Genomic DNA, 24,082 nt, shown 5'->3' on the forward strand with positions numbered 1-24,082 from the left:
TAAACTCGAGATATCCGATAATCGAATAAGGTAGGTGTGAGTTATCATGGCGACCAAGGTCAGCAAGAAAGATGGGGCGCGGGTGGCCGAAGTTCAGAAGTGGAGTGAAGACCAGAAGGAGCAGTGGCGGAAGCTACCAGGGCTGTGTGGTCAGCTCAACACGATAGCCCTTGCCCATGGCGTACAGAGCGGGTTGGTTTACTCGAGCCCAGACTTCAGACTTTGTGCTTACGAACGGATTTGGGTAATCCGTGATTGGGAAGGCGGAGGCTCAAGACTGCTAGTCGATACCGACACTCTAGTGATCCATACCCACACCAAAGGGTTGCCAAATAAAGGCCACAGGAGACGGTTCTTGGGGATCGCTGATTCAGCCGACATCTTGTGGCTGGCTGGCCACCTTGACTTGATCGATGTTGCTCCGATCGTCAAGGACCTAAAGCATCGGATAGCAGTAAGGGGCGGGTAGAGTGACTAGCAGGGGTTCGAAGATTGGGTCTTCGGGCCCTTTCTTCGTTTGGTATACTATTAAGCAATGGATATTCAACGCTTCGATATAGCAAAGCTCTACCCAGGGCTGTATGCAGCTGAGCAAAAGCGCCCCAAAGTAGTACAGGTGCCAGCTCTGAGGATTTTGGCAGTTCAAGGCCAAGGCGACCCAGGAACTGAGTCTTTCCAGCACTCGGTCGAAGCCCTATACGCCACGACTTACGCCATTAAGTTTATGCCCAAGAAAGGTTACGAGGTCGAAAACTATGAGGATTTTAAAACTTCAGCCTTAGAGGCTCTGTGGAGCATGCAAAACGGCCAAGAGTTCGATGTTAAACGCAAAGATCTATGGCAGTGGGAGGTGTTTATAGTGGTGCCTGGATTCTTCACTCCCAATCTAGTGGCTCAGGCAACTAATATGTTAAAACCCCGTAAGCCCAACCCTAAATACGAAGATCTGCATATTAAAACGCTCGAAGAAAAGCAGGCTGTGCAAATACTACATGTGGGTAGTTATGAAAACGAAGCAGCCAACCTAAAGCTTCTACAGCAATTCTTAGATAAAAATAATCTAAAAGTCTCGGGCCCACACCACGAGATTTATCTAAGTGATCCTAGACGAGTGGCCGAAGGCCGACTTAAGACCATCTTGCGCTGGCCGGTGGTAAAAGAGAGTGTGCAATGAACAGTAGTACAAAATCTTCGGCCAAAACTCCAGCAGACTACATTAATCAGCTAGAAGAGCCGCGCAAGAGCGAAATTGCTGAACTCAATAATCTTATTCGGGCCACTGTGCCAAAACTTAAGCCATTCATGCAATCTGGCATGTTGGCTTACGGCAAATATCGATTTAGATATGCCAGTGGTCGTGAGGGTGACTGGATGGTGATAGGTCTTGCCAGCCAAAAGAACTACATATCGCTATATATTTGCTGCATTTTGGCAGATACTGGTCAATATTTAGCTGAACAATACAAAGATAAGCTACCTAAGGCCAGCATTGGTAAAAGTTGCATTCGCTTTAAGCACTTGGGGGATGCCGACGAACAGGTGATTAAGGAAATTCTAAAGAAAGCCGAAAAACTAGGAGGAATGTCGGCCGTATGAGCCCAAGCCAAGCCCTAAAACAAGCTTGTGAAGTTGCGAGCAAGCAAATTGATATGATCAAGCCTGGCCAATGGCATGTTGTTACGCCCAATACTGATTGGGATTTGACTGCTCTGGTTAAGCACATGGTTTACGAGGTGCTTTGGGTACCCGACCTAGTTGAGGGCAAGACGGTTAAAGAGGTGGGTGATAAGTATGATGGTGACATATTGGGCAAAGATGCCAAAAAAGCCTGGCTAGCAGCCTCGCAAAAGGCCGTGGCGGCATTTACAGATCCAGGCGCCATGACCAAAACAGTCCATTTAAGCTACGCCAACGTGATGGGTGAGCATTATTGCAGCGAGATTGCTAGCGATGTGTTTATTCACTCTTGGGATGTGGCCAAGGCTGTTGATACAAATACCGATCTAGATAAAGAATTGGCGGAATTTACTTACAAATTCATGCAGCCCCGAGCTGCCGAAATGCGCCAAAGTGGCCTGTTTGGCTCGGAAGTCAAAGTGGCAAACGATGCTGATTTGCAAACTAAGCTACTAGCTTTATACGGTCGTAGAAACTAGCTAGTCTATAACACGGTCGTGGGTTGTGGCTGCTTTAGATTCTTTTGATTTACCGCTGCCACCACTAAACACCGTAGCAATTACTGCAAAGCCAATCAGAATAAATATGGCTGATTCTAGCCACTGTACTGATGCAAAAAGACCCAATCGGTCGAGTAACAAGACAATACCAACGCCCATGATCCCAAGCGGGATGCCAATATGCTCACTATTGCTACCAATGGCAATCACACCCACAAATATTAACAGCATGGGCCAATATTGCCCAAGCGCACTGGTTACGGCTAGCTTTTGGCCAAGCAGTGAAAGTACGTACAGGCCCAAAACGATGATCGCTGCTCCCAACACCAATTGTGCTACGCGTGACTTCATAGCCAAATCATACTCCCTTTAAACTTTTATAAAAGCACAGCTTATAACCATCGGGATCGCGCAACACAAATTCGCGATTGCCCCAGGGCCAATCGCGCGGCTCGCTAGAAGGTTTTAAACCTTTATCAACCAATCCGCGGTAAAAGCCGTCGATTTCGTCGACGTTTAGATATATATACAATCCAGCACCCTTATCTTTAGCCAGTGCGTCGGCCTCGAACTCTTTATTGCCTTTGGCGGTGGCTTGATTTACCAGCCAGAGCTTAAAACCGTTAAGATCCATTATGGCAATGTCGTCGTCGCTGTGGTCTACACTAAGGCCTAAATCCTCATAGAACTCGGCTGATTTTAAGTGGTCGGTCACATATAGAGTAATAATATCTAGTTTCTTGATCATACTCGTATTGTAGCACTCGTCATGCCAAAGTAGTATTATGAGCTTGATGGCAAGAAGCACCAAAAAGATTCAACTTATTTGGTTGGCGGTGGCTACAATTTTGGGACTTATTTTGGTAGCCGGGCTGGTAGTGATATTGGTTAACCGCCAAAAAAAGCCCACTTACTTTAACGACAATTCGGTTAAAATTATCGACTTCGAAAGTAGCACCGGACCAGTTAGTCCACAGTATCAGTCTAGTCGGTCGCTCATAATTACACCCACCAGCTGTACCTACATTGTTACGAACTTTGGTCAAAACGCAGCTCCGGTTACCACTAATTGCCAGATAAGCCAACAAGGGTTCGAGGCTATAGCGGCTGCCTACAAAGACCAGGATGTTCAAAACAAGCTCGGTGGCAAGCAAACCCAGAATAATTTAATCGGCGGTCCAACCAATACAATTACCATTACTACTGCCGATGGCAATCAACTGAAAGCCAACGTAACACCCGAGCTTAAGAATCAGATTAGTAGTTGGCTAAAAACCGTACAACAATATGTGCCGCAAGTTGGCGAGATGCAGTACTAGTTTAAGGAAGGTATAATAAGTACATGTTTTTTATATGGAGTTCAGGCAAACGACGCAGGGCTCATAAGCTCAAAGAAAACCAATATGTGGTCTATGTTTATTCAAGCTTTAGACTCTTTTTTGTTTTCTCATCGGTGTCGAAAGGACAATATTACTTAATCGGCAAGGATAGAACAAAAGACAAAGAAATAAGTTTAGACGAGGCTAATAAACTCTGTGGTGACAAACTTCCACAAAACACCTGGTGGGAACGTTATGGCTTAGCAGTATTTGTTGGAGCTATTGGGATACTTGTTATATTTGGCGTGTTATCTAGCCTCATAAGCAACCCCTATCTATACTAGGGTTATTTATTCTTAGTAAATCTTAGTATCTTTTAGCTCATTGGCCATAAGGGCAGATCAATAGCTGACTGCAAACCGTGCAACAATATGTGCCGCAAGTTGGCGAGATGCAGTACTAGCTAGAGATTATCAAACGAGCTTGTTACTATTTCTGGATTTTTGATTCCAAGTTCTTTCGTAACAAATTCAATTTTTGGATTTTTACCTTTTAGAATCAGAAAGTTCCCGACAACCTTTATATTGTTTAAGGATATCTTCATTTGTGGATGCTTGAAGAACTTGCGACGGTTGATGATAATCCTCTTTAAGCCGAACTTTTCATCTAGGTTTGCCAGTGTTTGTTCCAAATCTTGGATAACATCCTTACTTTTTATTACGAACTTACCATGTACTTTCTCCATCACAATCAAGAAGCTACCTCTTTCATTTTCACTGATTTTTAGGATTCTATCATCGGGCTGATTGAAATATGTATAAGTGGAAGTTCTTTCTTTGCTCAGAGGGCAGCCTAAGCTTTTCAACTTTGCTTCAATCTTGTGCGGATCATTAACTCTAATTTTTAGTTCTTTTTGCATGCTTAGTCTTCAAAAATCTTAATATCTTTTAACTCATCGGGTAAAAAGCCCTTAAGGTGCTTAAAGCCCGATTCCCATTTAGTGCCTTTTTGGTAGCCAAGATCCTTCATAAGCTTAGTCGGGGCGTTGCGCAAATGTAGTGGTACTGGTGCGTCTGGGTGGTCGCCAGCAGCCTTAAATGCCTTGGCCATGGCATCTGTAACACCCCGGGACTTCTTGCTCTTTGCTAACACAACCGCACATTCAAACAAATTAAGCTGGCATTCGGGCAGGCCAATGCGCTCCACGGCCAGAAAGGTTGAAACAGCTAAGTTGAGTGCTGCCGGAGCGGCTAAGCCAATATCTTCGCTTGCAAAAATTATATTGCGGCGGGCAATAAACTTGGGGTCTTCACCCCCCTGTAGCATGCGAGCCAGATAGTATAGCGTGGCGTCGACATCAGAGCCGCGCATAGATTTGATGTAAGCAGAGATAAGATTGTAGTGATACTCGCCACCCTTATCGTACTTAGCAGTCATAGCCTGCATGGCTTGCTTAATGTCCTCGGGCTTAATAACTCGCTTTGTGATGGCTGCGGCGGCCTCCAGGCCGTTGAGAGCCATACGGGCGTCTCCTCCGCTGAGATCGGCTAACAGCTCTACGGCTTCGGGTTTAACGCCCTTGCTCTTTAGCTCTTGCACAGCCCTAACAATAATGGTTTTGATATCATCTTTGCTAAGGGGTTCCAGAACAACCACGCGCGAACGGCTGAGTAGGGGGCCAATAACCTCAAAGCTTGGGTTCTCGGTGGTGGCGCCTATCAAAATAACAGTGCCGTTCTCGACATGGGGCAAAAAAGCATCTTGCTGGGCTTTGTTGAATCTGTGAATCTCATCGACAAACAATACCGTCTTTCTGGGCTTGGCGCGCTGCTGCGTTAACGACTGCGATGCGCCTTTGCTGTATTTCGAATACAGCTCAGTTTGCTTCTCGTCGCTGCCTTGCATCGTATCCAACCCAGAAAGCCGTTTTTCAGCTTCATGAATAATTTTTCTTACATCTGCCAAGGTGGCCGTAACAGCCGAGATCTCAACATACTCAAAATCGCCCGAGCGAGCAATAATCCGCGCCAAAGTGGTTTTGCCGCTTCCAGGTGGCCCCCACAGAACCATACTAACAGGCTCGCCTTGCTCGATTACAGTACGCAAAAATTGGTTTTTGCCGACAATATGCTCTTGGCCAACTACCTCTGAGAGGGCAGAGGGCCGCATTTGGTCGGCCAATGGATTAAGACAGTGGCTTTTCACCACATTAGTATACAATTAAGGCGTACAAAAACCAAAAGTATGGCCTGTGCAGCCGGCACTTCTTTGTAGCCAAAGAAGCAAAGCTTCCGGCATGGACGCAAAACAAGAGCGCTAGCTAACCTCTCGCTTCCAGTTCTGCGGAACTCGCTTAAACGCTCAAACAGTCCTCGAACGTGGGGCACTCAAGCTTAGCCAGCTTTCTGTTTGCTTTAATGCCGGACAGAACTATTTTTTGTGATTGGGTTTTCCCGAAGCAACATGCCAATGTAGGTGCTTAGAGTCTTGATACTCGCCAAGGTTAGTTAGTACTTGGCATTTACCATGTTTGGCAACCACATCTTGGGCAACTGTTTGAACCACATGAAGGATAGCTAAAAGTATATCGTCATCAGCCTCCAATAACGATTCGACATGCTTTTTCGGAACCACAACAATGTGTACCGGCCAGTGTGGCTTAGTGTGTTTAAAAGCCAGCACTTTGTCGGTTTCTAAGACCTTTTCAACCTTGGTTTTGCCGCTGAAGACTTCATCGCAGTAAAAATCATCCATGAATGACTTTTACTTTTTATGAGCGGCTTTGTGGTGGGCGCGGTGGTGGCGGGGGCCGATGTACTTTTTCCAGAGGCGCTTGGAGAGCTCGACACCCTTGGCTATCAGATCGAACCGTTTAAGAACGTAGGCGATTATGGCAATCAGCACAAAGAACAGGCCGTAGCTACGGGTTTGATTAAACAAGAAGTTGGTAACATTGGCCATTAAGTCGTTGAGTTGGCCACCAATGAGTGCGTCGGTACTCTGTGGAACAACAAGTGTCAGGATTGGTGGGAACATATATGAGGCAACCACAATGAATAAGCCGGCCGCACCAAATGTCCACGCGGCAGTATGTAATAATCGACGGTACTGGCGCCACGATAGGGCAATAATGCCCAGAATGTCGAGAATAATAATCCACCACATAAGTGTTACACCGGCATTGATCATATTTAAGGTGTTGCGCATGCGGATCATCAGCACCAACGGGTTGGTTTGGCTGTCTTTCACGTTACTAACTAGCGTGAGTTGATTTGGTGTTGCCTGAATGATCGAATCGATCGGTTGGCTCAGCACTTCTGGTAGTTTGGCACTACCCACAAACTGTTCGGCTTGGGTTTTGTATTGTTGAGTGTTTAGCACGACCTGGTTGTTTTGGATTTCTGTTGGTGCTTTTGTTGTTACCTGGTAGGCGATCTTAAGGCCGGGCTCAGCGACCTTGGCCAGATTCTCGGGTGTAACAATTATGTCGAGTAGCTTCTGAGCTATAGCATTTTTAATAAAGTTGTTCTTGATGCCGTCGGGCAACTTATCGTTAACTTCGGCCTTGATGATATCGGCACTACTCTCGAGTACTTTGGCGCCACGCAAGAAGACCATTGTTTTGGCGGCGGTCGAAAAGTTAGCTTGTAAAACGCTGAGGTAACTGCACAGAATCAAGGCCACCACAAGCACAAAGCCCAGAAAACGCAACCAGCCAGTATGAACTTTTACTGGCTGGGTTGAGCGCTCAGATTTGTGAGCAGGCACTTTATTTGCCACCTTTGAGCTTAGGATAGGCGAATAGGGCTAGAATTCCCAGGACCGCACCCGACACCATGGCGTACAAGCCAATTACCCAAATTAGGGCAAGTATGCCAGAGAGCGGATTAAACAGCAGGTAGATGCCGAATATTAGAGCGAGAAAGCCAACAATTATTAATAACCAGGTACCAGGCAACTCTTTTCGCTGGGTGATGCCAACGTAGAGGTCGACCATGCCAAAAAACAGAGCCCAAACAGCTACCAATAGTACAATAATGTCGCCAGTTAGTTGCGGGCGACCAAGCAAGAATATACCTACGATTGCTAACACCACACCCATTATTACAGTCAGCCCGGCGTGTTTGTTTTGCTTATCAAAAGCAGGCTCAAACACCATAAACAGCCCTGATATTAAAAAGTTTAGGGCAAACAAAAATATCACCACCAACAGGGTAATTCCTGGCCAGGCAATAACTAATGCGCCTAAGATAATATTTACCAACGCGCGAACCAAGAGGGCGGCACGTGATGGCATGTAAGCGACTTCCATTTTTTACTCTCCTAACTTTATTGTTGTTTTGATTGTATAAACATTTTGGTCAGTTAGCAACTTAATAGAGCTTGGGCTGTTATAATTGTTGCGTATGCAAGAAACACTGGTTAAGCTTTTGCCGGTCGCGGTGGCTTCGGCAGTTAGCCCACTACTACTCACAGCTTCGATATTTGTATTGGCTAGCCCCAAGCGGCCAGTTGCCAAAGCATTTATGCTGGCAGTTGGCGGCCTGTTGGTACTGGTACCGGTTAGCATTTTTATTGTCTTTTTTGATAACCAAGTTGCAGCTATTCAGGCTGGCCCGAGTGGTAACGGTCGTGATGTGTTACACATGGTGGCTGGGGTGCTGCTGGTTGTGCTGATTTTGCATGATCTAAAGAAGAGAAAGACCAAAAAACATCAAAACCTACTTACGAAATCCAACGAGCTATGGAAGTATGTGGTTGGCGGTTTTGGTTTAATGTTGGTCAATGTCACCACACTTATGATGTACGTGCCAGCCGCAGCCATACTAAATCAATCCGGCCTAAGCGATGCCGGCCGGCTGTTGGGTTTGGCTGAGATGGTGGCTTTCTCGCTACTGCCGTATTTGATTGGGCCAGTTTTGGTGATTTTACTCGGCAAACGTTCGGGCTTGGTACTAAAACCACTAAGCCACTTTATGGATCGCTACGGCAACGATTTGATAGCTGTAATTTTTGGCATACTGGGTGTGTACTTATTCATTGAGGGCTTGTTAAACTTTATAAAGTAACATGAGAAAACTTCAACATTCTGAAACCACCGGCCGCTCGGTTGTAAAGAGCATTACTTATAGGATTTGCATTATTATTTCGATTTTTATTGTTAGCTACGTAACTACTGGCAAGCTCGATACAACTCTGCAAATAACCGGCATCACTACTGTTACTGGCATAATAATTTACTTTATTCATGAGCGAGTTTGGAGCTTAATAAGGTGGGGGCGTAAATGAGCGGGGAGTATTATTCAGTGCCAGAGCCAACTCGCAAGGAGCTCAGGTCTGAGAGACTACGCATAAACGTGGGTCCGCCTGAACAGAACACCGAGGCTGGCCTGCGGGTTGGCCAACAGCTTGTGCAGAGGGACGGTGGTGAAACTTGGAGTGTCGGTGCAATTAACACAGTCGACAAAGGTCCGCTAAGCGGTGAAAAAATGGTTCAACTGCAAGATGCTAACGGCAATACGTTTAATACCCCCCTGAGTAGGCTGCAAGAGATTTTGAAGACAGAGGGTGGAGCCTGGCGGCTAGCTTGAGTGTGCCAACGCTTAAAAGCCAGCTTAAAGCTGCTGGTAGCCCAGAACGGGCCAAGACCAGTGCTTACCTTTTTAAGACCGGCAAAGGCCAGTATGGCTATGGCGATGTTTTCTACGGTGTGAGCGTGCCACAGCAGCGCAAGATTGCCAAACAATTTCGTGATTTACCGCTTAAAGAGGTCGAGAGGTTACTGCAATCCAAAGTCCACGAGGAGCGCTTAACGGCCAGTATAATATTGGTTGATCAATACAAGAAGGCAGATGAAAAAATTAAGACTGAAATTTACAATTTTTATCTGGCTAATACCAAATACATAAACAATTGGGACATTATTGATGGCTCAGCGGAATTTATTGTAGGTGACTATTTGCAGGATAAAGATAAGGCAGTTCTAGTTAAGTTGGCAAAATCAAAGTCACTTTGGGAGCGGCGAATAGCCATTTTGAGCACCTTTGCCTATATAAAGCAGGGCGAATCAGCCGAAACGCTTAAAATTGCAGGGATTTTACTCCACGACCCAGAAGATCTAATTCAAAAAGCTGTCGGTTGGATGCTACGTGAGGCTGGCAAGCGTTGCAGCCGAGAGGAAGAAGAAAGCTTCTTGCAAGCTCACTACAAAACCATGCCACGAACCATGTTGCGCTATGCCATAGAACACTTCGATGAGCCCAGGCGCCAGGCCTACTTAAAAGGTACAGTTTAGACTTCAAAAATCTAAGCTTATCTGGTATAATCCACCACTGAGTACCCAAGAGCCCAAATAAAGGGGGAGTGATGAAGAAGGTACTGTTCATTGTTGGTCTGATTGTCCTGGGTGGGTTCTTTCTTGTGCTGCGTAGCGGTAGAAGTAAGTACCCTTCGGGATGTTGTCCAAGATGTGGTAGAGAGCTGGTGGGGGACAAGTATGAGACATACAAGTCGTGCCCCAAGCACGGCTTGTATATTCCATGAAGGAGGATAGGTATGATCCGTCGATCCTGGCCATTTGCGATCGTCGCGGGAGTGGCGTTCTTCTGGCAGCGTTCAAGAAGCCGATGCCATGACTGCAAGAAGGGACGCATGCGACGGTCGGAGCTTCACAGCCTCCGCAGTGGCCGTTGGTGTACGAACTGCGGCAGACGAACTGACACAGTTCCGGCGTTGAGCTGGCGGTTCTAGTGCAAGGTGCATACGAACAGCTGCGCGTAAAGGTTGCGCTCACGGACGGATGTGCCAACCTAAAACGTGCCGAGGGTCTGGAGGGTGGCCGCATGGTCTTCTTTCGCTGGCACAGTCCAGTTAATGGCCGAACGTTTCATATCTACGGCTTCGGCTCTAGCCTCGACGAGGCCGCAGCCGAGGCCCTGGAGTGGGAAGGATTCAAGCAAGTCCAAGACAAGTAGTTCGAGACCCGAAAAGGGGGAAGCAATGAAGTGGAAGGTAGTACTGTTGACCGTGGGGGCTGTGACGGCAGCTGTAGCTGTTGTTGTGCTCAGAGCCCCTCAGGCCGATACCAGGACGAACCGCAGACGGCAGAGGGCCAACGACCGAGCCAACCGGCTCTATGGCGGCGTCTACGGCTCGTGCTCTCCGGGTCCTCGCCGGCCCATCCTGCAGTCACTGTTCGACCCAAGCCCAACGGGGGTCTTGAGCCCCCACTAGTCACCGAGGAGGTGAGAAAATGAAGAAGCTCGTCTTCGGGCTTGTCTGCTTCGCCGCTGGAGTGTTCGCTGGCATCGTGGGGCAGGCCATCTACGAGACGAAGTGAAGGACGGGGTAACTCGTTGTTCACAAGAAGGGGCACGACTACCTAGGTCGGCCCCTTCTTCGATTATGGAGCTTCGTTGGTGGTGGGTTTTTGGGCTTGAGCGTAATCGCTACCTAATATAACCTCAAAATCGACAGTTGGGTTTTTAACCGGCTCGGGCGGTTGACTAACTTTTACGCCAGTGCCAACCATTTTTTCTAAATATGCAGCTGTGTTAGGCTTTTGGCCGCCGGTGTAATCGATAATCTGGGTGGCGGTGGCATCTTTACTACTGGCATTACCGACTGATTCAATAGTTACTATGTCGCCATCGGCGTCGATCCTGCTCTTGAGCTTGAGAGCCAAGCCAACCGTGGTGGTGCCGTTTTTGATTGTCGCGTTTGATTCCTCTTTCCAAACTGGGCCAAGACTGAATATGTCTTTTACAAAGGCCTGAATGTTGTCGAAGTTACCGGCCACTGGTAACAAGTCAGAGCTGTATGGATCTTGCTTTAAAAACCCGTTAGGTTTGGTCGAGAATACCACACTTATAAGATCGCTGGTTTTAACATCTTTGGTAAGGTCGCGCAGACGCATCATGTTATTGAGGCTGAGATCGGTTTTTACATTGTTGCCAACGGTATTGATTAGGTTTGTAACTTTGGCCGGATTAGACAAGGTTTGTAGGCTTAGAGCCTTCTCGCGCATGGCCTGCAATACCTGTTGCTGTCGAGCAGCTCGGCCATAATCGTCGCCGCAGGTACCTTTGCGACAACGAGCATATTTGAGAGCTGTAGTGCCATCCATGCGGTAATCGCCTGGTTTTAGGTTGAAGCCACAGGTACGCCACTGGTTGTTGTCGCAGGGGTATTCTGGATCGCTCAAGCTATCATTATTTCGTATGTCTACGCCGCCTACGGCATCAACAGCTTGTTTGAGGCCAGTAAAATTAGCAGTAACGTAATATTGGATAGGAATGCCTAGAGTTTCGCTTACGGTCTGCTCGGCTAGTTGTGGCCCACCGTAGGAGTTGGCTTGGTTTATTTTGGCATAGCCTTGGCCAGGTATATAAACTCGGGTGTCACGCGGAATGCTTATGAGCGAAACCTGCACAGGGTTGGATTTGGTATTAACGCTCATAACCATATTGGTGTCACTGAGTTGTTCACCATCGTGTCCAGGGTCGCCAACACCGAGTAGCAAAATGTTTACCCGGCCCTCGTTTTCGCCCTTGAGTTTACCAAAATTAAAAGGATTGGTTGAAATTTTGGAGACCTGAAGCAGGGCATAGATGGCATAGGCAATTGCGGCTGCCAGCAGCACCAAAAAGACGGTAAGTAGTACCTTCTTCCAACGCTTTTTCTTCTTTACGGGTTTTTCGAGGTTGTTTTTCATATCGAGCGGATCGGCCGGTTCTGTTGGGGTATCGGCTTGCACGGTCGGATCAAAAATAAAGTCGGGATCTGTTTTTTTGCCTGTCCGCCGGCTGGCGGATTTAGCCTTGTCGGCCTCGGGGTCGTAGGTAAATGAAGGCTCTGGTCGCTTTTTCTTTTTCATGTAGATTCTATTATAACGAAGAATTGCTGTAACAGTGACAGAAATAAACCGAAAACGCTAGTGGTTACTTTTGTTGTATACTTGGTTTATGAGTAAAAACAGTCATCAAAAGCACGAACTTAAGAAAAAACATAGCTCCACCAATCACACCAAGCAAACTGCCGATGTCGACTACAAGGCTCACAGCTTTGCCGACATTATTATTGTGCTGCTGATTATTGGCTTAGGTATAATCTTTATTTTGCCGTTCTATGCGTTTATGCCTTTGGCCGCCCAAATGGTGCTACTAATTTTATTCGGCACTACGATTGTGTTGTTTGCGGCCTCGCTGTGGCGCCAAAAACCAGCCAACATGGTCGTTACACACCCCCAAACGGCTGGGCACTTAGCCTACCTAGCAGCCGTGGTGGTTCTAGCGACGGTGATAATTTTGCAGATTTTAAACGGGCAGTTAGACATTTGGCTGATTGTGGTATTGGTGATTATTATGGTTGTTCGAAGTCTGCTAGTAATCTCGCACAAAGAATGAAGCACATAATTCTGTATTCTCATGGTTTTGGTGTACGTAAGGATGACCGGGGTCAGTTCACAGACATTGCAAGTGCACTGCCAGATTGTGAACATGTAATGTTTGAGTATAACGATTTTGATGAGGACTCCAACACTATGACCACTACACCGATTGATGTTCAGGCAGAAATGCTAAAGGGCAAATTCAATGAGCTGGCCAATAATAATCCTGATGCAAATATTGATCTTATTTATCACTCTCAGGGTTGTGTAGCAGCAGCCCTCTCGGGGATACCTGCAAGAAAAACCGTTTTTATAACACCTCCGCAGGTTGTTAGTTCTAACAGAGCCAAAAAATGGAAGGATAGACAAGGCGCAACCGTTGAGTCAGACGGCTCAATTATTGCCCCCCGGCGTGATGGAACCAAAACAAAAATCACCCCGGAGTTTATTAGTAGTGTTAGGGGTTTAGGCTTGGAAAAACTATACAATGACCTCTCAAATAAAACCACACTTTATGTGTTTATTGCTAATAACGATGATGTTCTAGGCAAGACAGAGTTTGATAACTTGAAAGCCGATATTAGACATCTACCTGGTGATCATAACTTTAGCGGTGATGATCGAGCAGCGATGGTTAAAGCTGTTAAAGAGATAATTAGTGAATAAGTACTGCATTACATTTGCTGGTGCACCGGGCAGTGGAAAAACACCAATTGCCCACTATTTGAGTGGGAATTTGAGCCTGCCAATCATAAGCAACGATGCAATTCGGAGTGAGGTAATTGAGGATCTTGGCCATTTTGATCAGGCCGAATACGTTCGCAGGCGCGACATACGAGCCAAAGCCGTGATCGATAAGGGGCAGCCATTTGTTTACGACTCAAGTGTAGATAGATCGTGGGACGAAAAGGCAGTGATGCTAACTTCAAAGGAGTTTAAAACTTTTGTGGTTAGTTTAGACTTGAGTCGCGATAAGCTCTACGATTTGTATACTCAGAAGAGCTATGACCAGACGGCTCATATTGATAGCTGGTTGGCTGATCATGAGGAATTTTTAAAGAAGTACTCTGGTGTTGTGAATTTGCATATTGATGACAGTAACTTCAAAGATCGACTGGAACTGAGCCTAAAGACTGTTCAAGACTGGTTAAATAATACATAAGCTCTAGTTATTTGTTCATTTGTCTAGCTTGGTCTTGACTTGAGGCTTGGTGCATATATTTCAAGCGTAAGTGTTATTAAAATTGGCGCATATTATTGGCTTCGATTATACTTTTAAGCATGGACTCATTGCGCAAACTTAATAGTCACTACATACGCAGCTCAGTTTTTGGCATCGAAGACAGCCTGGTGTCGACCACTGGCTTGATTGCCGGGGTGGCGGTAGGCACAACCAATAAGAATGTGGTTATATTGGCAGGGATTGTAGCTATTGCGGTCGAAGCGTTCTCAATGGCCGCCGGTGAGTTTATATCTGAGGAAACCGAGCACGACTTAGAGCCGGGGAGTAAACAGCAAAAACCAGCCGTGGCAGGCCTAGTAATGTTTGTTTCTTACCTGTTAGCTGGCTTAATACCGCTTTTGCCAATAATCGCACTCCCGCTACCTCAAGCTCTATATGCCACAATTGTGTTTGCGGCGGCGGGGCTATTTGTGCTCGGCCTAATCAAAGGCCAGCTTACGCGCAAAACATTGATCCGGTCTGGTATAAAAGTACTTTTGATAGGCGGCATAGCCACAATCATTGGAATTGTGGTGGGGATCTTCTTTAAGGTGTAGCTAGACTATTTTTGCGTGCAATTAAGTAATAGGTTGGATTATGTGCGCTAGAGTTGTAATACATTTTCTCAAGCTTGTTAAGGAGTTGAGATTTCTCGTCGATTAGCCTGTACTCGTCAAGTCCACTTTCGCGAATAGTTTTACCTAGATTTGGTGCTGACAGTCCTGGAATAGAATTACGAATCACCACCAAGCCGTTTGGCCTAAGAACCCTTGAGACCTCCAATATCAGCCGCCCCAGGTTGTCAGTAGCTGTTTCGCTTTTTATGGAGCTTTGTCCCCCAGGGAGATGAAAGAGTTCGTTTGCAACATCGGACATAAATACCTGGTCAACAGAACTGTCTGGCAAGGGGAGGCTTGTGCCATCACCTTGCACAAAGTTTAAATTACTGTCGCGCAGCTCCTCTTTTAATGATCTTGCTACTTCTTTAAAACCATCGAGTTTTTCACGTTCATAATCTGCTCCAAAACTTTCATGATTTGCTCGCAATCTAGAAGCCTGACTAGTCTGATTTGGACTAGCTGCTTCAACACCAATGTAGTGCCTATTGCCTGCAAAGTTTAGATTACCTGCGCCTGCTACTGGCGAATCACCTGGGCCAATTTCAACAAAAGTTTGAAAATTCTGGAGCTTATCAAGCAACGCATCTTGCTCGGGTTCTGATTCTGGCGGGGGAGTAAGCTTTTCGCTCATTTGCTATCCTTTGAGTTTTTCTAGCTCTTCGCGTACCACTTTGCGATCGTCCCAAGCTTGGGACTTGCCATCGATTACGATTGACTGTTCGGCGCCCTTACCAGTTATAAATACCAAGTCATCTTTGCGGGCTAGCTTTAGGGCTTTGCGAATGCCTTCGCGGCGATCCTCAATACAAAACAGATCTTTATCGCGCTTTTTGCCAGCTTTTTCGGCCCCTGCGGCCACGTCTTCGATTATCTTGATGGGGTCGTCTTCGTAGGGGTCAACATTGCTAACTACTACGTAATCTGCACTCTTAGCCACAATTTCGCCCATCTCAGGCCGTTTAGCTTCGTCACGACCGCCACCTTCGGCACCAAGCAGCACAATAACCTTGCTGTCTTTGTGCCTCATGGCTTTGGCGCTGTCCACAAGCGCAGCCATACTGGCCTGATCGTGGGCGTAATCTACCAGGGTGGTAAAGTTTTGCCCGACATCTATGGGCTCCATTCGTCCAGGCACTACGTTTAGACCATCAAAGCCTTTTTGAATCTGGCCAGGCAGCACGCCTAGCTCACGGGCAGCTGCGATAGCGCCGCCCGCGTTTATAACGTTGATCTTACCTAGAAGATTTATATGATAGTCCACGCCCTTGATTGTAAAATCAACACCCTTGGCTCCAGACTTAATATCGGTCGCCCGGTATTCACTGGGTTGGTCAACACTAAAAAATACCTTTTTATCACTGGGAAAGTCACTGTAGGCGGTAGCGTCTTTGGCATCTTGATTAACCACAATTAACTTGGCAATGATTTTGCCATTGAGTTTTTTACGTCGGTTCTTGCCGAGCTGCGCGAACACACGCTTGTTGTGCTTGTGTAAAACATCCAGCCTAAAGTTGTGAGCCGCCATGAGCTCTTTGGTAACGTTAGTAAATACCAGTACATCGAAGTTAATGCCAACGTGTCGATACTGGGTCTGGCCCTCGCTCGGCACCTCCATAACGGCAAACTGGCAGCCGGCCTTTGCCATCTGCTTGAGGTACTTTTGGGTAACGAAGGCTCCTGGTAGGGTCATATGGTGCTTGTTTAGCTCTTCTTGGCCGCCAATGCGAATATTGGCTGTGCCAATCTGGCCAACCTTGGCACCAGTGCCGCTAAGCGCAGCCCATAGCAAATTGGCAGTAGTGGTTTTACCTTTGCTGCCAACTATACCTATTACCACCATGTGCTTGGTGGGGTTGCCGCGCATGACTCTAGCAACTTGCGATTCTCCATAATGGAAGGCATTTATAAGTGGCTTAGGCGATATTGGTCGCAGCAAGTCTTTGGCTTTTTTAACAACTTTCATCTAATTATTATACAACGAAGTGGCATTTTGGTTGTGTCTGCTTATAATATTAAGCAATGCTCAAAATAATCTCAGCGCCAACATCACTAGGTAGCAGTAGTCCAGGTGCCGAAAAAGCACCGGCAGTAATTCTGGGCACTAGTCTGCGAGATGGTTTGACCCATAACCACATAGAGTTTTTAGAGTTGCAGCCAGTTGAAGAGAGAAAACTAAAGGATAGTTCAAGGCTCAAGAACTACTCTAGTGTAATCGACTTTAACAAGCGGCTTTATAAACAAGCAGTGGGCGAGGTAGGTAGCAAGGACACAATGCTTACTATTGGTGGTGATCACTCAGTAAGCTACGGCAGCTTTTTTGCCAGCAAGCAGCTTTGGCCGAAAGGCTGTATTGTCTATATCGATGCCCACCCGGACTGTTTGGGTCCGGATACAACTCAGTCGCGTAATCTACACGGCTTGCAGTTGGCAACTGCCATGGGCGACTCGCTGTACTCGGACTTTAAACTTAAAAAATTTGGCTACGACGAGGTGTTTTTGATTGGCATAAAAGACATAGACCCCCCAGAGCAAGAATATTTAGATACCAAAAAAATCACTTATTTTACAATGGATGACGTGATTAGCCTGGGCATAGCTGAGGTGATGGCCAAAGTTTTGCACACAATTGGTGATCGACCAGTCCATGTTAGTCTAGATATTGACGGTATAGATGTGGCCGAAGCGCCAGGTACGGGTATAATAAATACCGGCGGCTTGAGCTATCGTGAAGCCAGCTATATTTGCCGATATTTAGCTAAGCATAAAATTCGAGCAATTGATTTGGTCGAAGTAAATCCTGATCGTGATGTGAACAACAAAACCGTTCAGTTGGGTTCGGAGTTAGTGGTAGCATTGCTAGGCGGGCAGTGGACAGCTTACAATCAATACATGGCTCTCGAATCTAAGCTTCAAGCATAGCCATTTTACTCTGAAATTGTTATACTTCTTATTAACGAGTTAACCATGCAAAACGACCACGACAATACTTTTCCTTTGCCTAATTCTGGCGGTGCCGATGCTCAGCAAGCAGTGCCGGGTAATGACTGGCAGAATCAACAGCCAGCCGCTCCCCAGCCGGCGATTGATAATTCTGCGGCCGCTCAGCCAGCACCAGCCGCACCTGAGGTTAATACTCAGCAGCCTGCCGATGTGCCTGCGCCCGGGCAAGTAATAGCCGACCTAGAAGCCCATCAGCTGGCTAGTGCCGATTACTCTGGCGGGGTGGCTCCTAATCCAGCCGCTCCTCAGCCCCTTGGCGTACCGGCTGAGACAGCTCAACAGCCAGCACCTCAAGCTCCGGCTGCCAATACACTTGATCTTTCGAATCAACAGCAAGCAGCCCCGTCATTATCGCCCGAACAACCAGCTGTACCACCGGCAGCCGAACCACCAGCTGCTACCAACCAATATGGCATTACACCCGCTCAGCCCGTGTTAGCTCAGGTGCCTGGTGGAACAGAACCTGTGACAGCCGCGGCTATGCCACCAGGAGCCGAAGTAGCGCCGTCTGGGTTGCCAACTGATCTTAACGATGCCATGCTAGACCCCAACCTTATGGCAGCTACGGCACCCAAGCCTAAGTTTAGTCCGCTCAAACTAGTTTTAATAATCGCCGGAGTCGTAATCGGGCTATTCGTGCTGCTTAGCTTAATCGTTTACATTACCGGGCGAACCGCCCGCAAGCCAGCCATTGAGCTAAACGATGCAACTTCAACTGGCAGCCAAAGTTCCAGCTCTTCGAACGAGGCGGTAATGCCCGCCGGCTTTGTTAAGATCGATAAAGATTGTTACAGTTTTGGAGCTTACCAAACCAACACTATCCCAAGCGGTGGCGCTTGCAACTTTAGCGCTACCGAGGGTGGCTACAAAGTAGCTGTCAATCCGATAACCGACAGCTACGATAACCTAGATGTGTTTACCAACAGTGTTAAATCTAGTCTGAGCTCGCCAAGTGTGAGCAGCCTGATGCTAGATGGCATGAATGCCTCCAAGATTGTCTATAGCCAAAATGGCAACAACCAGGTTAAGTACTTGGTGTTGGTAAATGGCAAGAACTACAAATTCAACGATAAGGCTGTAACTGGCTTTACTATCGACATGGACTACACTACTCCCAATGCTCAAAATAATGCCAACAATTTGGTTAACACCTGGCGCTGGAAGTAGCCAAGCTTAAGAGCTAATTAGCCCTTGCCATAAGCATTTATTAGTGATACCATAAGGAATCTTTACCCAACTGCAGGATCAGCAACGGAGCTGAGTAGGGGCAGAGGGTGAGGGTAGATGTACCCCTTTACATTCATCTACACCGAAGAGGAGGATTTCGGTGAAACGAGAGAGAGTATTCAACGAAGCTGCACACGAACTGGTGTGCAGTGAGGCGGATCTTCGGATCCAAGAATGGCTCGATGGGAGGTCGCGGCGACAGCGACAAGTCGAACGTGACCCGGGCCTGAACGTACAGCTCACTGTCGAGGTGTACGGCGTGCTCAGGCGGAACTATCTGGTGGGCCAAGGCGTTGCGATCAGCGACACCCAGCTTGCTCGGTGCTTCCGACGCGCCAAGACACTCTCACACGAGACATTCGACCTCGTTCCTTCGACCGTGCTTGTGCACGCCTGAGCGGGGGGAGGACGACTTGAAGACGAGGATAGCAGACCTGAAGCAACTCGCCGTCGAGGCGACTGCCAAGGTCACATCATCACCCGCGGTCAGGAAGGCTCTTGAGGAGCAGTTGCTCGAGGAGCTGAAGCAGAGGATCGGACGTCGTTCGTTGACGACGGCTCGATCGGAAGCGGCGATCAAAGAGGTTCTCGATCAAGACCGCCTGCTCAGCATGGCGGCGTGGGCCTTCGTCCAGCTACCAGAACTGGAGCAGAGTCGGGAGGTGGCGCTCAAGGCGCTCAACCTGCTGAGTCAGCCCCACTTCGACGTGCTGCCCGAACAGCTCAACGACACGATTGAACTCGCCGACTTCTACACCCGCAACGCAACTCGAGTTGTCACGGCCGGTCCGAGGCAGGTGCTCGAAGGTGCGTCGAGGGCGCTCAAGATGGACGGGCGCTTCGTGGCGCGGCTACTCCAGTCAGGAGTACAGCTGCGTGACACAACGCCAACCTTCAGCAGAGCTCTGCGAACCCGGGAGGCGCTGCCAGGTGAGATCGGGAGCGTTCGAACGGTTCCGAGGGTGATGCAGCCCGCATAGGCTGAACTTCGCGGCAACAAAGGGGGCTCCGGGCCGGGGTGAGCGATCACTCCGGCCCGGACGGGCGACCACCAAACAGGTGGTCGTTTTCAGTTATTATCCAAAACTTGTTTGCATTTTATACGGCTTTGGTGGGTATAATAGATTCTATGAACGAGGTCGAAGAGGTAAAAAACAGACTCGATATTGTTGAGGTAATCGGCAGCTACGTGCCGCTCAAGCAAACCGGCCGTAACTTTAAGGGCTTGAGTCCATTTAAATCCGAGAAAACCCCTAGCTTTATTGTTAGCCCCGAAAAGAGCATTTGGCACGACTTTAGTAGCGATCAAGGCGGCGATGTAATTAGCTTTGTTATGCTCATGGAGGGGCTGGAGTTTCGCGACGCTCTGGAGATGCTGGCTCGCCGGGCTGGGGTGACTCTAAAACTGCGCTCGGCTGCTCAAGCCCGCAATGTTGGCAAAAAAGCCAGGCTGTACGAGGCCTTAGAGCTGGCCATGAAATATTATCACCTTTGCCTGTCACGTAATGAGCATGCCCGCAGTTATTTTGTGAAAGAAAGAGGCCTTGGTGCCGCAACATTAAAACAATACAAACTAGGCTATAGCCCAGACAGCTGGGATTCTTTGACAAACTTTTTGGTCAAGCGAGGATTCACTAACGGCGAACTTAAGGAGGCTGGCTTGGTTAGCAGCAAAGCTGGCGGCAAATCTGTATTTGATAGCTTTCGTGGCCGCGTCATGTTTCCGGTCTTCGATAGCCAGGGTAGAGTGGTTGGCTTTAGCGCCCGTTTGCTAGGAGAGGCCAAGGCAGCCAAGTACATAAACACACCGCAAACGCTGGTTTACGATAAATCGACGGCAATTTATGGCCTATACCAGGCCAAAGAATCGATCCGTAACACCGATAGCGTGGTAATTGTAGAGGGTAATGTCGATGTGCTAGCGCTCGCTAATGCCGGCTATGGCAATGCGGTGGCCAGCAGCGGCACCGCTCTAACTACGCAGCAGCTCAAAACGCTATCTTATCTAACCCACAATGTGTACATTTGCTTCGATAGCGATAGTGCTGGGATAGCGGCCACTCAAAGGACGATTGAGTTGGCTCAAGGTATGGATATTCGTTTGCGGGTGATTGAGCTCAAAGGGGCCAAAGACCCCGACGAGCTAGTGAGTAAGAACAAACAAGCTTGGGCCGAGGCCGTGCAGAAAGCTCTGTACGCACCCGACTATTTGCTCAAGTGGGCCAAAGCTAACTTTAACTACAAAACCGCACTAGGTAAAAAACAGCTGGCCAAGTTTTTGTTGCCTATGCTTGGTGGTTTTGAAGACGAGGTGGAGCGTGATCACTACATAAAAACTATTGCCCAAACCCTAGACGTTGGTGAAAATTCGCTGCGGGAACAGCTCAATAAGACCAACAGCGACCCTAAACAGCCCAAAGCCCAGGTGGGACAAAACACACCCCAGCCAATTCGTGAGCGAAAGCTAACCAGACAAGAAAAGTTGGAGCGAGAGTTGGCTGAGCTTTTGTTGGCTAGGCCAGAAACCCGTGAAGTCTTAATCGACATAGAGCCTACCAAAATTACTGAGTTGTTTCGGCCTTACTTTGAGGCATTAATTAAAAAACCGAAGCTAACCAGCGCCGATCTCGAGAAGCAATTGCAAGATAGGGCAAATTATGGTAAAATTCTGATGTTACGGGGAGAACAAACGTATTCCGATCTGTCGGAACATGACGTAAGGGTTGAAGCCCATTCCCAAGTGTTACGCTTGCAGAATTTACAAACACAACTTAATAAGCGGTCATTGAGCAAGGCTCTAGCCGAAGCTGAAGCCGCCCACGATCAAACCAAAGCCCAAAAGATCTTAAAGAAATACCAAGCCTTACTCAACGAAGAGTAGTTTATTAATTTGTCTTAATAATCCACATTTAAGCCTGGGAGTTTGAAACTAATTATTTGAAAGGAGTACCCATGCCTCAAAAAGCCACGAGAGCTACTAAGCTTAAGGCCAACAAAAAACCTACATCCAAACCTGTGCCAAAAAAAGCACCAGCCAAAAGGCCAGCAGCCAAGAAGGCCGTTGACGACGAGGTTACAAAAGAACTGTCGCCCGAGGTAGAAAGCCTGCTTGCAAAAGGCCGCGAGCAGGGGTTTGTTACCCAACAAGAAATTATGGCTACTGTGCCCGATGCCGAGGAGCATGTCGATGCTCTCGATGATCTGTACTCGCTGTTGATCGATCAGGGAATCGAAATTACCGATCAAAAAGACAAGCTTATCTGGGCTACCGAACCCGACGAGGACATCGAGAATGCCACTAGTGATGATTATATAAAAGATATTGCCGACGACTCAGTGCGGCTTTATCTGCGCGAGATTGGCAAGATCCCACTAATTTCGGCCGAAGAAGAGGTTGGGTTAGCCAAACGGATCGAAAAAGGCGATAAATCGGCCAAAGACGCCTTGGCCGAAGCCAACTTGCGTTTGGTGGTTAGTATTGCCAAAAAATACATTGGTCGCGGGCTCGATCTGTTAGATCTTATAGAAGAGGGTAATACTGGCTTGTTGCGGGCAGTTGAAAAGTTCGACTACACCAAGGGCTTTAAGTTTAGCACCTATGCTACTTGGTGGATTCGCCAAGCTATAACCCGTGCCATTGCCGACCAGGCCCGGGTGATTCGCATACCGGTCCACATGGTCGAAACGATCAATAAACTTATTCGAACTCAGCGTCGACTTACTCAAGAGCTGGGTCGCGAGCCGTTGCCCGAAGAAATCGGTACCGAAATGGAAATCGACGTTGAAAAGGTCAACCACATTCTAAAGATCTCTCAAGACACCACCAGCTTAGATGCCACCGTAGGTGAGGACGAAGATAGCTCTTTGGGTGACTTTATTCAAGACGAAGACACCGTGAGCCCCGAAGAGGCTGCAACTTATGAGTTGCTCAAAGAACATATCGATGACACCTTAGGTTTGCTTACGCCGCGTGAACAAAAGATTCTACGCATGCGCTTTGGGCTCGAAGACGGTCGCAGCCACACGCTTGAGGAAGTAGGCCAAGAATTTGGTGTCACTCGCGAGCGCATTCGCCAAATAGAAGCCAAAGCTTTAACCAAGCTGCGTAAACACAAAGACAGCAAACGACTCAAAGACTACATAAGCTAACACGGAGTGTCGCCCTGAGCATAGTCGAAGGATCTGTATCTAAAAAGACCCTCGTATGAGGGTCTTTTTAGATCGGCAAAACCATAAGTTGCTCGGGATCTTTTTCGCCGGGTACGTTCATGACCTGTCGCTTTTCGAGCCAGCCTTCTCGAGCACATGCATGGAGCGAGCGTTATGAATGCTTGGACTAGCCACTATGAATTTAACATCGTGATATTTCTCTAACACCACATCCTTGGTAAACTTTATGGCTATCGCTGGCCCAAGGCCTTTGCCCAGATAACTTTCGTTGCCAATAAACCAATCCATACCTACGCTATCATTGAGTTTCACAGCTTCTGCATAATCCTTATAATCTTTAACCCAATAAGATTGGGTCATACCAATGGGTGTATTATCTGCCACCACCACAAAGCAGCTTGTTGCACTTTTGCCTTCAACTCTAGGTCCGTATTTTTCTTCAATTGCTTCTGGTGTTGACGGCTCATGCCACCATTTTTTCACTTCGGGTGCATTCAGCCACACAGGAAACCAATCGAAATCAGCTCGAGATAAAGGACGAAAACTTATCTTGGTATTCATTGATTACTAGCAGGGAGACCTTCTGGATTGGGATTTGGTGGGCGATCTGGCAGGCGTCCACGCTGCCGATCGGCCTGTTCTTGCCTTTGTCGCGCTGCTGCCAGCTTAGCGCGCGCATCGGCCTTAAGTGTTTCTCTATCAACGGCTTTATTAGTTGTGTCGTTGGCCACAGCTTCGGGATCTTGAGCCTTGCCTTGCTGGATAGCCTGCTCACTAGGTACTCTCTCGGGTCTCGCTGCAGCTTCCTGAGCTTGTCTAATATTCAACAGATCATTTTTCAGGCGCTGCTCTTTGGCATCGGGAGTTAACTGATTGCGAGCAGCTGCGCTGGCTTTCTCTGCAGTGTTCGTTTCAAATAAATTGGCTTGAGCTGGATCGTTCATACCATAATTAAAGCA

At 47.6% G+C, this 24,082-nt stretch carries 32 protein-coding genes; 20 read left to right on the forward strand and 12 right to left on the reverse strand.

Features of this window, described 5'->3' with window-relative positions; translation table 11 throughout:
* The first annotated feature begins 46 nt into the window (after window positions 1-46).
* The 4 genes from HYX70_02040 to HYX70_02055 all read left to right on the forward strand — a co-directional run bounded on the left by HYX70_02040 (window position 47) and on the right by HYX70_02055 (window position 2,156).
* Complete coding sequence (locus HYX70_02040; protein ID MBI2798062.1) at window positions 47-469, forward strand: hypothetical protein; 423 nt, start codon at window positions 47-49, stop codon at window positions 467-469.
* Between the two features lie 66 nt (window positions 470-535).
* Window positions 536-1,174: a GyrI-like domain-containing protein gene (locus HYX70_02045; GenBank protein MBI2798063.1), complete on the forward strand. Its 639-nt coding sequence runs from the start codon at window positions 536-538 to the stop codon at window positions 1,172-1,174.
* A complete protein-coding gene (locus HYX70_02050; protein ID MBI2798064.1) occupies window positions 1,171-1,596 on the forward strand; it encodes a DUF1801 domain-containing protein in 426 nt (141 codons plus the stop codon). The genes HYX70_02045 and HYX70_02050 overlap by 4 nt, the downstream gene beginning before the upstream one ends.
* Window positions 1,593-2,156: a TIGR03086 family protein gene (locus HYX70_02055; protein ID MBI2798065.1), complete on the forward strand. Its 564-nt coding sequence runs from the start codon at window positions 1,593-1,595 to the stop codon at window positions 2,154-2,156. The genes HYX70_02050 and HYX70_02055 overlap by 4 nt, the downstream gene beginning before the upstream one ends.
* On the opposite strand, the gene HYX70_02060 is transcribed toward HYX70_02055, so the two are convergent.
* Together HYX70_02060 and HYX70_02065 are read right to left on the reverse strand one after the other, a co-directional pair.
* Window positions 2,157-2,528 (reverse strand): hypothetical protein, encoded by a 372-nt coding sequence (locus HYX70_02060; protein ID MBI2798066.1) that lies wholly within the window; start codon window positions 2,526-2,528, stop codon window positions 2,157-2,159.
* A gap of 7 nt (window positions 2,529-2,535) precedes the next feature.
* The gene (locus tag HYX70_02065) at window positions 2,536-2,925 is read right to left on the reverse strand and encodes a VOC family protein (GenBank protein MBI2798067.1); all 390 of its coding nucleotides are present in this window, start codon (window positions 2,923-2,925) and stop codon (window positions 2,536-2,538) included.
* A gap of 46 nt (window positions 2,926-2,971) precedes the next feature.
* Between HYX70_02065 and HYX70_02070 the strand changes: the two genes are divergently transcribed.
* Window positions 2,972-3,496: a hypothetical protein gene (locus HYX70_02070; protein ID MBI2798068.1), complete on the forward strand. Its 525-nt coding sequence runs from the start codon at window positions 2,972-2,974 to the stop codon at window positions 3,494-3,496.
* 23 nt (window positions 3,497-3,519) lie between these two features.
* Entirely contained in the window at window positions 3,520-3,840 is a 321-nt protein-coding gene (locus tag HYX70_02075) for a hypothetical protein (GenBank protein ID MBI2798069.1), read from the forward strand.
* Between the two features lie 119 nt (window positions 3,841-3,959).
* Here HYX70_02075 and HYX70_02080 read toward each other — a convergent pair whose 3' ends face one another.
* From HYX70_02080 to HYX70_02100, 5 genes are all read right to left on the reverse strand, one after another.
* Complete coding sequence (locus HYX70_02080) at window positions 3,960-4,415, reverse strand: hypothetical protein (protein ID MBI2798070.1); 456 nt, start codon at window positions 4,413-4,415, stop codon at window positions 3,960-3,962.
* A 2-nt stretch (window positions 4,416-4,417) separates the two neighbouring features.
* Window positions 4,418-5,665 carry a replication-associated recombination protein A gene (locus HYX70_02085; protein MBI2798071.1) on the reverse strand — a complete coding sequence of 416 codons (1,248 nt, stop codon included), beginning with the start codon at window positions 5,663-5,665 and terminating at the stop codon, window positions 4,418-4,420.
* Window positions 5,666-5,926: 261 nt separating this feature from the next.
* Window positions 5,927-6,250: an HIT domain-containing protein gene (locus HYX70_02090; protein ID MBI2798072.1), complete on the reverse strand. Its 324-nt coding sequence runs from the start codon at window positions 6,248-6,250 to the stop codon at window positions 5,927-5,929.
* A gap of 9 nt (window positions 6,251-6,259) precedes the next feature.
* Window positions 6,260-7,276, reverse strand: a complete 1,017-nt coding sequence (locus HYX70_02095; GenBank protein MBI2798073.1) for a hypothetical protein — start codon at window positions 7,274-7,276, stop codon at window positions 6,260-6,262.
* A complete protein-coding gene (locus HYX70_02100; GenBank protein MBI2798074.1) occupies window positions 7,266-7,793 on the reverse strand; it encodes a DUF308 domain-containing protein in 528 nt (175 codons plus the stop codon). Before HYX70_02100 ends, HYX70_02095 begins: the two co-directional genes overlap by 11 nt.
* A 109-nt stretch (window positions 7,794-7,902) precedes the next feature.
* On the opposite strand from HYX70_02100, the gene HYX70_02105 reads away from it, so the two are divergent.
* The 5 genes from HYX70_02105 (at window position 7,903) to HYX70_02125 (ending at window position 10,470) form a co-directional block, all read left to right on the forward strand.
* Entirely contained in the window at window positions 7,903-8,565 is a 663-nt protein-coding gene (locus tag HYX70_02105) for a GAP family protein (GenBank protein ID MBI2798075.1), read from the forward strand.
* Window position 8,566: 1 nt separating this feature from the next.
* Window positions 8,567-8,785: a DUF2061 domain-containing protein gene (locus tag HYX70_02110; GenBank protein MBI2798076.1), complete on the forward strand. Its 219-nt coding sequence runs from the start codon at window positions 8,567-8,569 to the stop codon at window positions 8,783-8,785.
* Entirely contained in the window at window positions 8,782-9,087 is a 306-nt protein-coding gene (locus tag HYX70_02115) for a hypothetical protein (protein ID MBI2798077.1), read from the forward strand. Before HYX70_02110 ends, HYX70_02115 begins: the two co-directional genes overlap by 4 nt.
* The gene (locus tag HYX70_02120; GenBank protein MBI2798078.1) at window positions 9,084-9,791 is read left to right on the forward strand and encodes a DNA alkylation repair protein; all 708 of its coding nucleotides are present in this window, start codon (window positions 9,084-9,086) and stop codon (window positions 9,789-9,791) included. Before HYX70_02115 ends, HYX70_02120 begins: the two co-directional genes overlap by 4 nt.
* Window positions 9,792-10,245: 454 nt before the next feature.
* On the forward strand, window positions 10,246-10,470 hold the full coding sequence (locus HYX70_02125) for a hypothetical protein (GenBank protein ID MBI2798079.1): 225 nt from the start codon (window positions 10,246-10,248) through the stop codon (window positions 10,468-10,470).
* A gap of 428 nt (window positions 10,471-10,898) precedes the next feature.
* Here HYX70_02125 and HYX70_02130 read toward each other — a convergent pair whose 3' ends face one another.
* Entirely contained in the window at window positions 10,899-12,371 is a 1,473-nt protein-coding gene (locus tag HYX70_02130; GenBank protein MBI2798080.1) for an LCP family protein, read from the reverse strand.
* Window positions 12,372-12,459: 88 nt separating this feature from the next.
* Between HYX70_02130 and HYX70_02135 the strand changes: the two genes are divergently transcribed.
* The 4 genes from HYX70_02135 (at window position 12,460) to HYX70_02150 (ending at window position 14,663) form a co-directional block, all read left to right on the forward strand.
* Window positions 12,460-12,900, forward strand: coding sequence for a hypothetical protein (locus tag HYX70_02135; GenBank protein ID MBI2798081.1), 441 nt, complete (start codon window positions 12,460-12,462; stop codon window positions 12,898-12,900).
* Complete coding sequence (locus HYX70_02140; protein MBI2798082.1) at window positions 12,897-13,550, forward strand: hypothetical protein; 654 nt, start codon at window positions 12,897-12,899, stop codon at window positions 13,548-13,550. Before HYX70_02135 ends, HYX70_02140 begins: the two co-directional genes overlap by 4 nt.
* On the forward strand, window positions 13,543-14,046 hold the full coding sequence (locus HYX70_02145; GenBank protein ID MBI2798083.1) for a hypothetical protein: 504 nt from the start codon (window positions 13,543-13,545) through the stop codon (window positions 14,044-14,046). Before HYX70_02140 ends, HYX70_02145 begins: the two co-directional genes overlap by 8 nt.
* Window positions 14,047-14,165: 119 nt before the next feature.
* Window positions 14,166-14,663 (forward strand): VIT1/CCC1 transporter family protein, encoded by a 498-nt coding sequence (locus tag HYX70_02150; protein ID MBI2798084.1) that lies wholly within the window; start codon window positions 14,166-14,168, stop codon window positions 14,661-14,663.
* On the opposite strand, the gene HYX70_02155 is transcribed toward HYX70_02150, so the two are convergent.
* Together HYX70_02155 and murE are read right to left on the reverse strand one after the other, a co-directional pair.
* Window positions 14,653-15,357 (reverse strand): class I SAM-dependent methyltransferase, encoded by a 705-nt coding sequence (locus HYX70_02155; protein ID MBI2798085.1) that lies wholly within the window; start codon window positions 15,355-15,357, stop codon window positions 14,653-14,655. The two genes, HYX70_02150 and HYX70_02155, sit on opposite strands and share 11 nt — an antisense overlap.
* A gap of 3 nt (window positions 15,358-15,360) precedes the next feature.
* A complete protein-coding gene (gene murE, locus HYX70_02160; GenBank protein MBI2798086.1) occupies window positions 15,361-16,689 on the reverse strand; it encodes a UDP-N-acetylmuramyl-tripeptide synthetase in 1,329 nt (442 codons plus the stop codon).
* A 56-nt stretch (window positions 16,690-16,745) separates the two neighbouring features.
* Between murE and HYX70_02165 the strand changes: the two genes are divergently transcribed.
* The 5 genes from HYX70_02165 to rpoD all read left to right on the forward strand — a co-directional run bounded on the left by HYX70_02165 (window position 16,746) and on the right by rpoD (window position 23,102).
* Window positions 16,746-17,645 (forward strand): arginase, encoded by a 900-nt coding sequence (locus HYX70_02165; GenBank protein ID MBI2798087.1) that lies wholly within the window; start codon window positions 16,746-16,748, stop codon window positions 17,643-17,645.
* A 45-nt stretch (window positions 17,646-17,690) separates the two neighbouring features.
* Complete coding sequence (locus tag HYX70_02170) at window positions 17,691-18,893, forward strand: hypothetical protein (protein ID MBI2798088.1); 1,203 nt, start codon at window positions 17,691-17,693, stop codon at window positions 18,891-18,893.
* 473 nt (window positions 18,894-19,366) lie between these two features.
* Complete coding sequence (locus tag HYX70_02175) at window positions 19,367-19,933, forward strand: hypothetical protein (protein MBI2798089.1); 567 nt, start codon at window positions 19,367-19,369, stop codon at window positions 19,931-19,933.
* Between the two features lie 149 nt (window positions 19,934-20,082).
* Complete coding sequence (locus tag HYX70_02180) at window positions 20,083-21,834, forward strand: DNA primase (protein ID MBI2798090.1); 1,752 nt, start codon at window positions 20,083-20,085, stop codon at window positions 21,832-21,834.
* Between the two features lie 71 nt (window positions 21,835-21,905).
* Complete coding sequence (rpoD, locus tag HYX70_02185) at window positions 21,906-23,102, forward strand: RNA polymerase sigma factor RpoD (GenBank protein MBI2798091.1); 1,197 nt, start codon at window positions 21,906-21,908, stop codon at window positions 23,100-23,102.
* A 117-nt stretch (window positions 23,103-23,219) separates the two neighbouring features.
* Here rpoD and HYX70_02190 read toward each other — a convergent pair whose 3' ends face one another.
* Entirely contained in the window at window positions 23,220-23,684 is a 465-nt protein-coding gene (locus HYX70_02190; GenBank protein MBI2798092.1) for a GNAT family N-acetyltransferase, read from the reverse strand.
* Window positions 23,681-24,067 (reverse strand): hypothetical protein, encoded by a 387-nt coding sequence (locus HYX70_02195; protein ID MBI2798093.1) that lies wholly within the window; start codon window positions 24,065-24,067, stop codon window positions 23,681-23,683. Before HYX70_02195 ends, HYX70_02190 begins: the two co-directional genes overlap by 4 nt.
* Between the last annotated feature and the right edge of the window lie 15 nt (window positions 24,068-24,082).

Source organism: Candidatus Saccharibacteria bacterium (assembly GCA_016191105.1).
Lineage (GTDB): Bacteria > Patescibacteriota > Saccharimonadia > CAILAD01 > BJGX01 > JACPPH01.

What these genes read in the sequence shown, in the direction of transcription:
- HYX70_02040 (MBI2798062.1), top strand. Translation starts at nt 47, where the DNA reads ATGGCGACCAAGGTCAGCAAGAAAGATGGGGCGCGGGTGGCCGAAGTT.
- HYX70_02045 (MBI2798063.1), top strand. Translation starts at nt 536, where the DNA reads ATGGATATTCAACGCTTCGATATAGCAAAGCTCTACCCAGGGCTGTAT.
- HYX70_02050 (MBI2798064.1), top strand. Translation starts at nt 1,171, where the DNA reads ATGAACAGTAGTACAAAATCTTCGGCCAAAACTCCAGCAGACTACATT.
- HYX70_02055 (MBI2798065.1), top strand. Translation starts at nt 1,593, where the DNA reads ATGAGCCCAAGCCAAGCCCTAAAACAAGCTTGTGAAGTTGCGAGCAAG.
- HYX70_02060 (MBI2798066.1), bottom strand. Translation starts at nt 2,528, where the DNA reads ATGAAGTCACGCGTAGCACAATTGGTGTTGGGAGCAGCGATCATCGTT.
- HYX70_02065 (MBI2798067.1), bottom strand. Translation starts at nt 2,925, where the DNA reads ATGATCAAGAAACTAGATATTATTACTCTATATGTGACCGACCACTTA.
- HYX70_02070 (MBI2798068.1), top strand. Translation starts at nt 2,972, where the DNA reads ATGGCAAGAAGCACCAAAAAGATTCAACTTATTTGGTTGGCGGTGGCT.
- HYX70_02075 (MBI2798069.1), top strand. Translation starts at nt 3,520, where the DNA reads ATGTTTTTTATATGGAGTTCAGGCAAACGACGCAGGGCTCATAAGCTC.
- HYX70_02080 (MBI2798070.1), bottom strand. Translation starts at nt 4,415, where the DNA reads ATGCAAAAAGAACTAAAAATTAGAGTTAATGATCCGCACAAGATTGAA.
- HYX70_02085 (MBI2798071.1), bottom strand. Translation starts at nt 5,665, where the DNA reads ATGCGGCCCTCTGCCCTCTCAGAGGTAGTTGGCCAAGAGCATATTGTC.
- HYX70_02090 (MBI2798072.1), bottom strand. Translation starts at nt 6,250, where the DNA reads ATGGATGATTTTTACTGCGATGAAGTCTTCAGCGGCAAAACCAAGGTT.
- HYX70_02100 (MBI2798074.1), bottom strand. Translation starts at nt 7,793, where the DNA reads ATGCCATCACGTGCCGCCCTCTTGGTTCGCGCGTTGGTAAATATTATC.
- HYX70_02105 (MBI2798075.1), top strand. Translation starts at nt 7,903, where the DNA reads ATGCAAGAAACACTGGTTAAGCTTTTGCCGGTCGCGGTGGCTTCGGCA.
- HYX70_02110 (MBI2798076.1), top strand. Translation starts at nt 8,567, where the DNA reads ATGAGAAAACTTCAACATTCTGAAACCACCGGCCGCTCGGTTGTAAAG.
- HYX70_02115 (MBI2798077.1), top strand. Translation starts at nt 8,782, where the DNA reads ATGAGCGGGGAGTATTATTCAGTGCCAGAGCCAACTCGCAAGGAGCTC.
- HYX70_02130 (MBI2798080.1), bottom strand. Translation starts at nt 12,371, where the DNA reads ATGAAAAAGAAAAAGCGACCAGAGCCTTCATTTACCTACGACCCCGAG.
- HYX70_02135 (MBI2798081.1), top strand. Translation starts at nt 12,460, where the DNA reads ATGAGTAAAAACAGTCATCAAAAGCACGAACTTAAGAAAAAACATAGC.
- HYX70_02140 (MBI2798082.1), top strand. Translation starts at nt 12,897, where the DNA reads ATGAAGCACATAATTCTGTATTCTCATGGTTTTGGTGTACGTAAGGAT.
- HYX70_02150 (MBI2798084.1), top strand. Translation starts at nt 14,166, where the DNA reads ATGGACTCATTGCGCAAACTTAATAGTCACTACATACGCAGCTCAGTT.
- HYX70_02155 (MBI2798085.1), bottom strand. Translation starts at nt 15,357, where the DNA reads ATGAGCGAAAAGCTTACTCCCCCGCCAGAATCAGAACCCGAGCAAGAT.
- murE (MBI2798086.1), bottom strand. Translation starts at nt 16,689, where the DNA reads ATGAAAGTTGTTAAAAAAGCCAAAGACTTGCTGCGACCAATATCGCCT.
- HYX70_02165 (MBI2798087.1), top strand. Translation starts at nt 16,746, where the DNA reads ATGCTCAAAATAATCTCAGCGCCAACATCACTAGGTAGCAGTAGTCCA.
- HYX70_02170 (MBI2798088.1), top strand. Translation starts at nt 17,691, where the DNA reads ATGCAAAACGACCACGACAATACTTTTCCTTTGCCTAATTCTGGCGGT.
- HYX70_02180 (MBI2798090.1), top strand. Translation starts at nt 20,083, where the DNA reads ATGAACGAGGTCGAAGAGGTAAAAAACAGACTCGATATTGTTGAGGTA.
- rpoD (MBI2798091.1), top strand. Translation starts at nt 21,906, where the DNA reads ATGCCTCAAAAAGCCACGAGAGCTACTAAGCTTAAGGCCAACAAAAAA.
- HYX70_02190 (MBI2798092.1), bottom strand. Translation starts at nt 23,684, where the DNA reads ATGAATACCAAGATAAGTTTTCGTCCTTTATCTCGAGCTGATTTCGAT.
- HYX70_02195 (MBI2798093.1), bottom strand. Translation starts at nt 24,067, where the DNA reads ATGAACGATCCAGCTCAAGCCAATTTATTTGAAACGAACACTGCAGAG.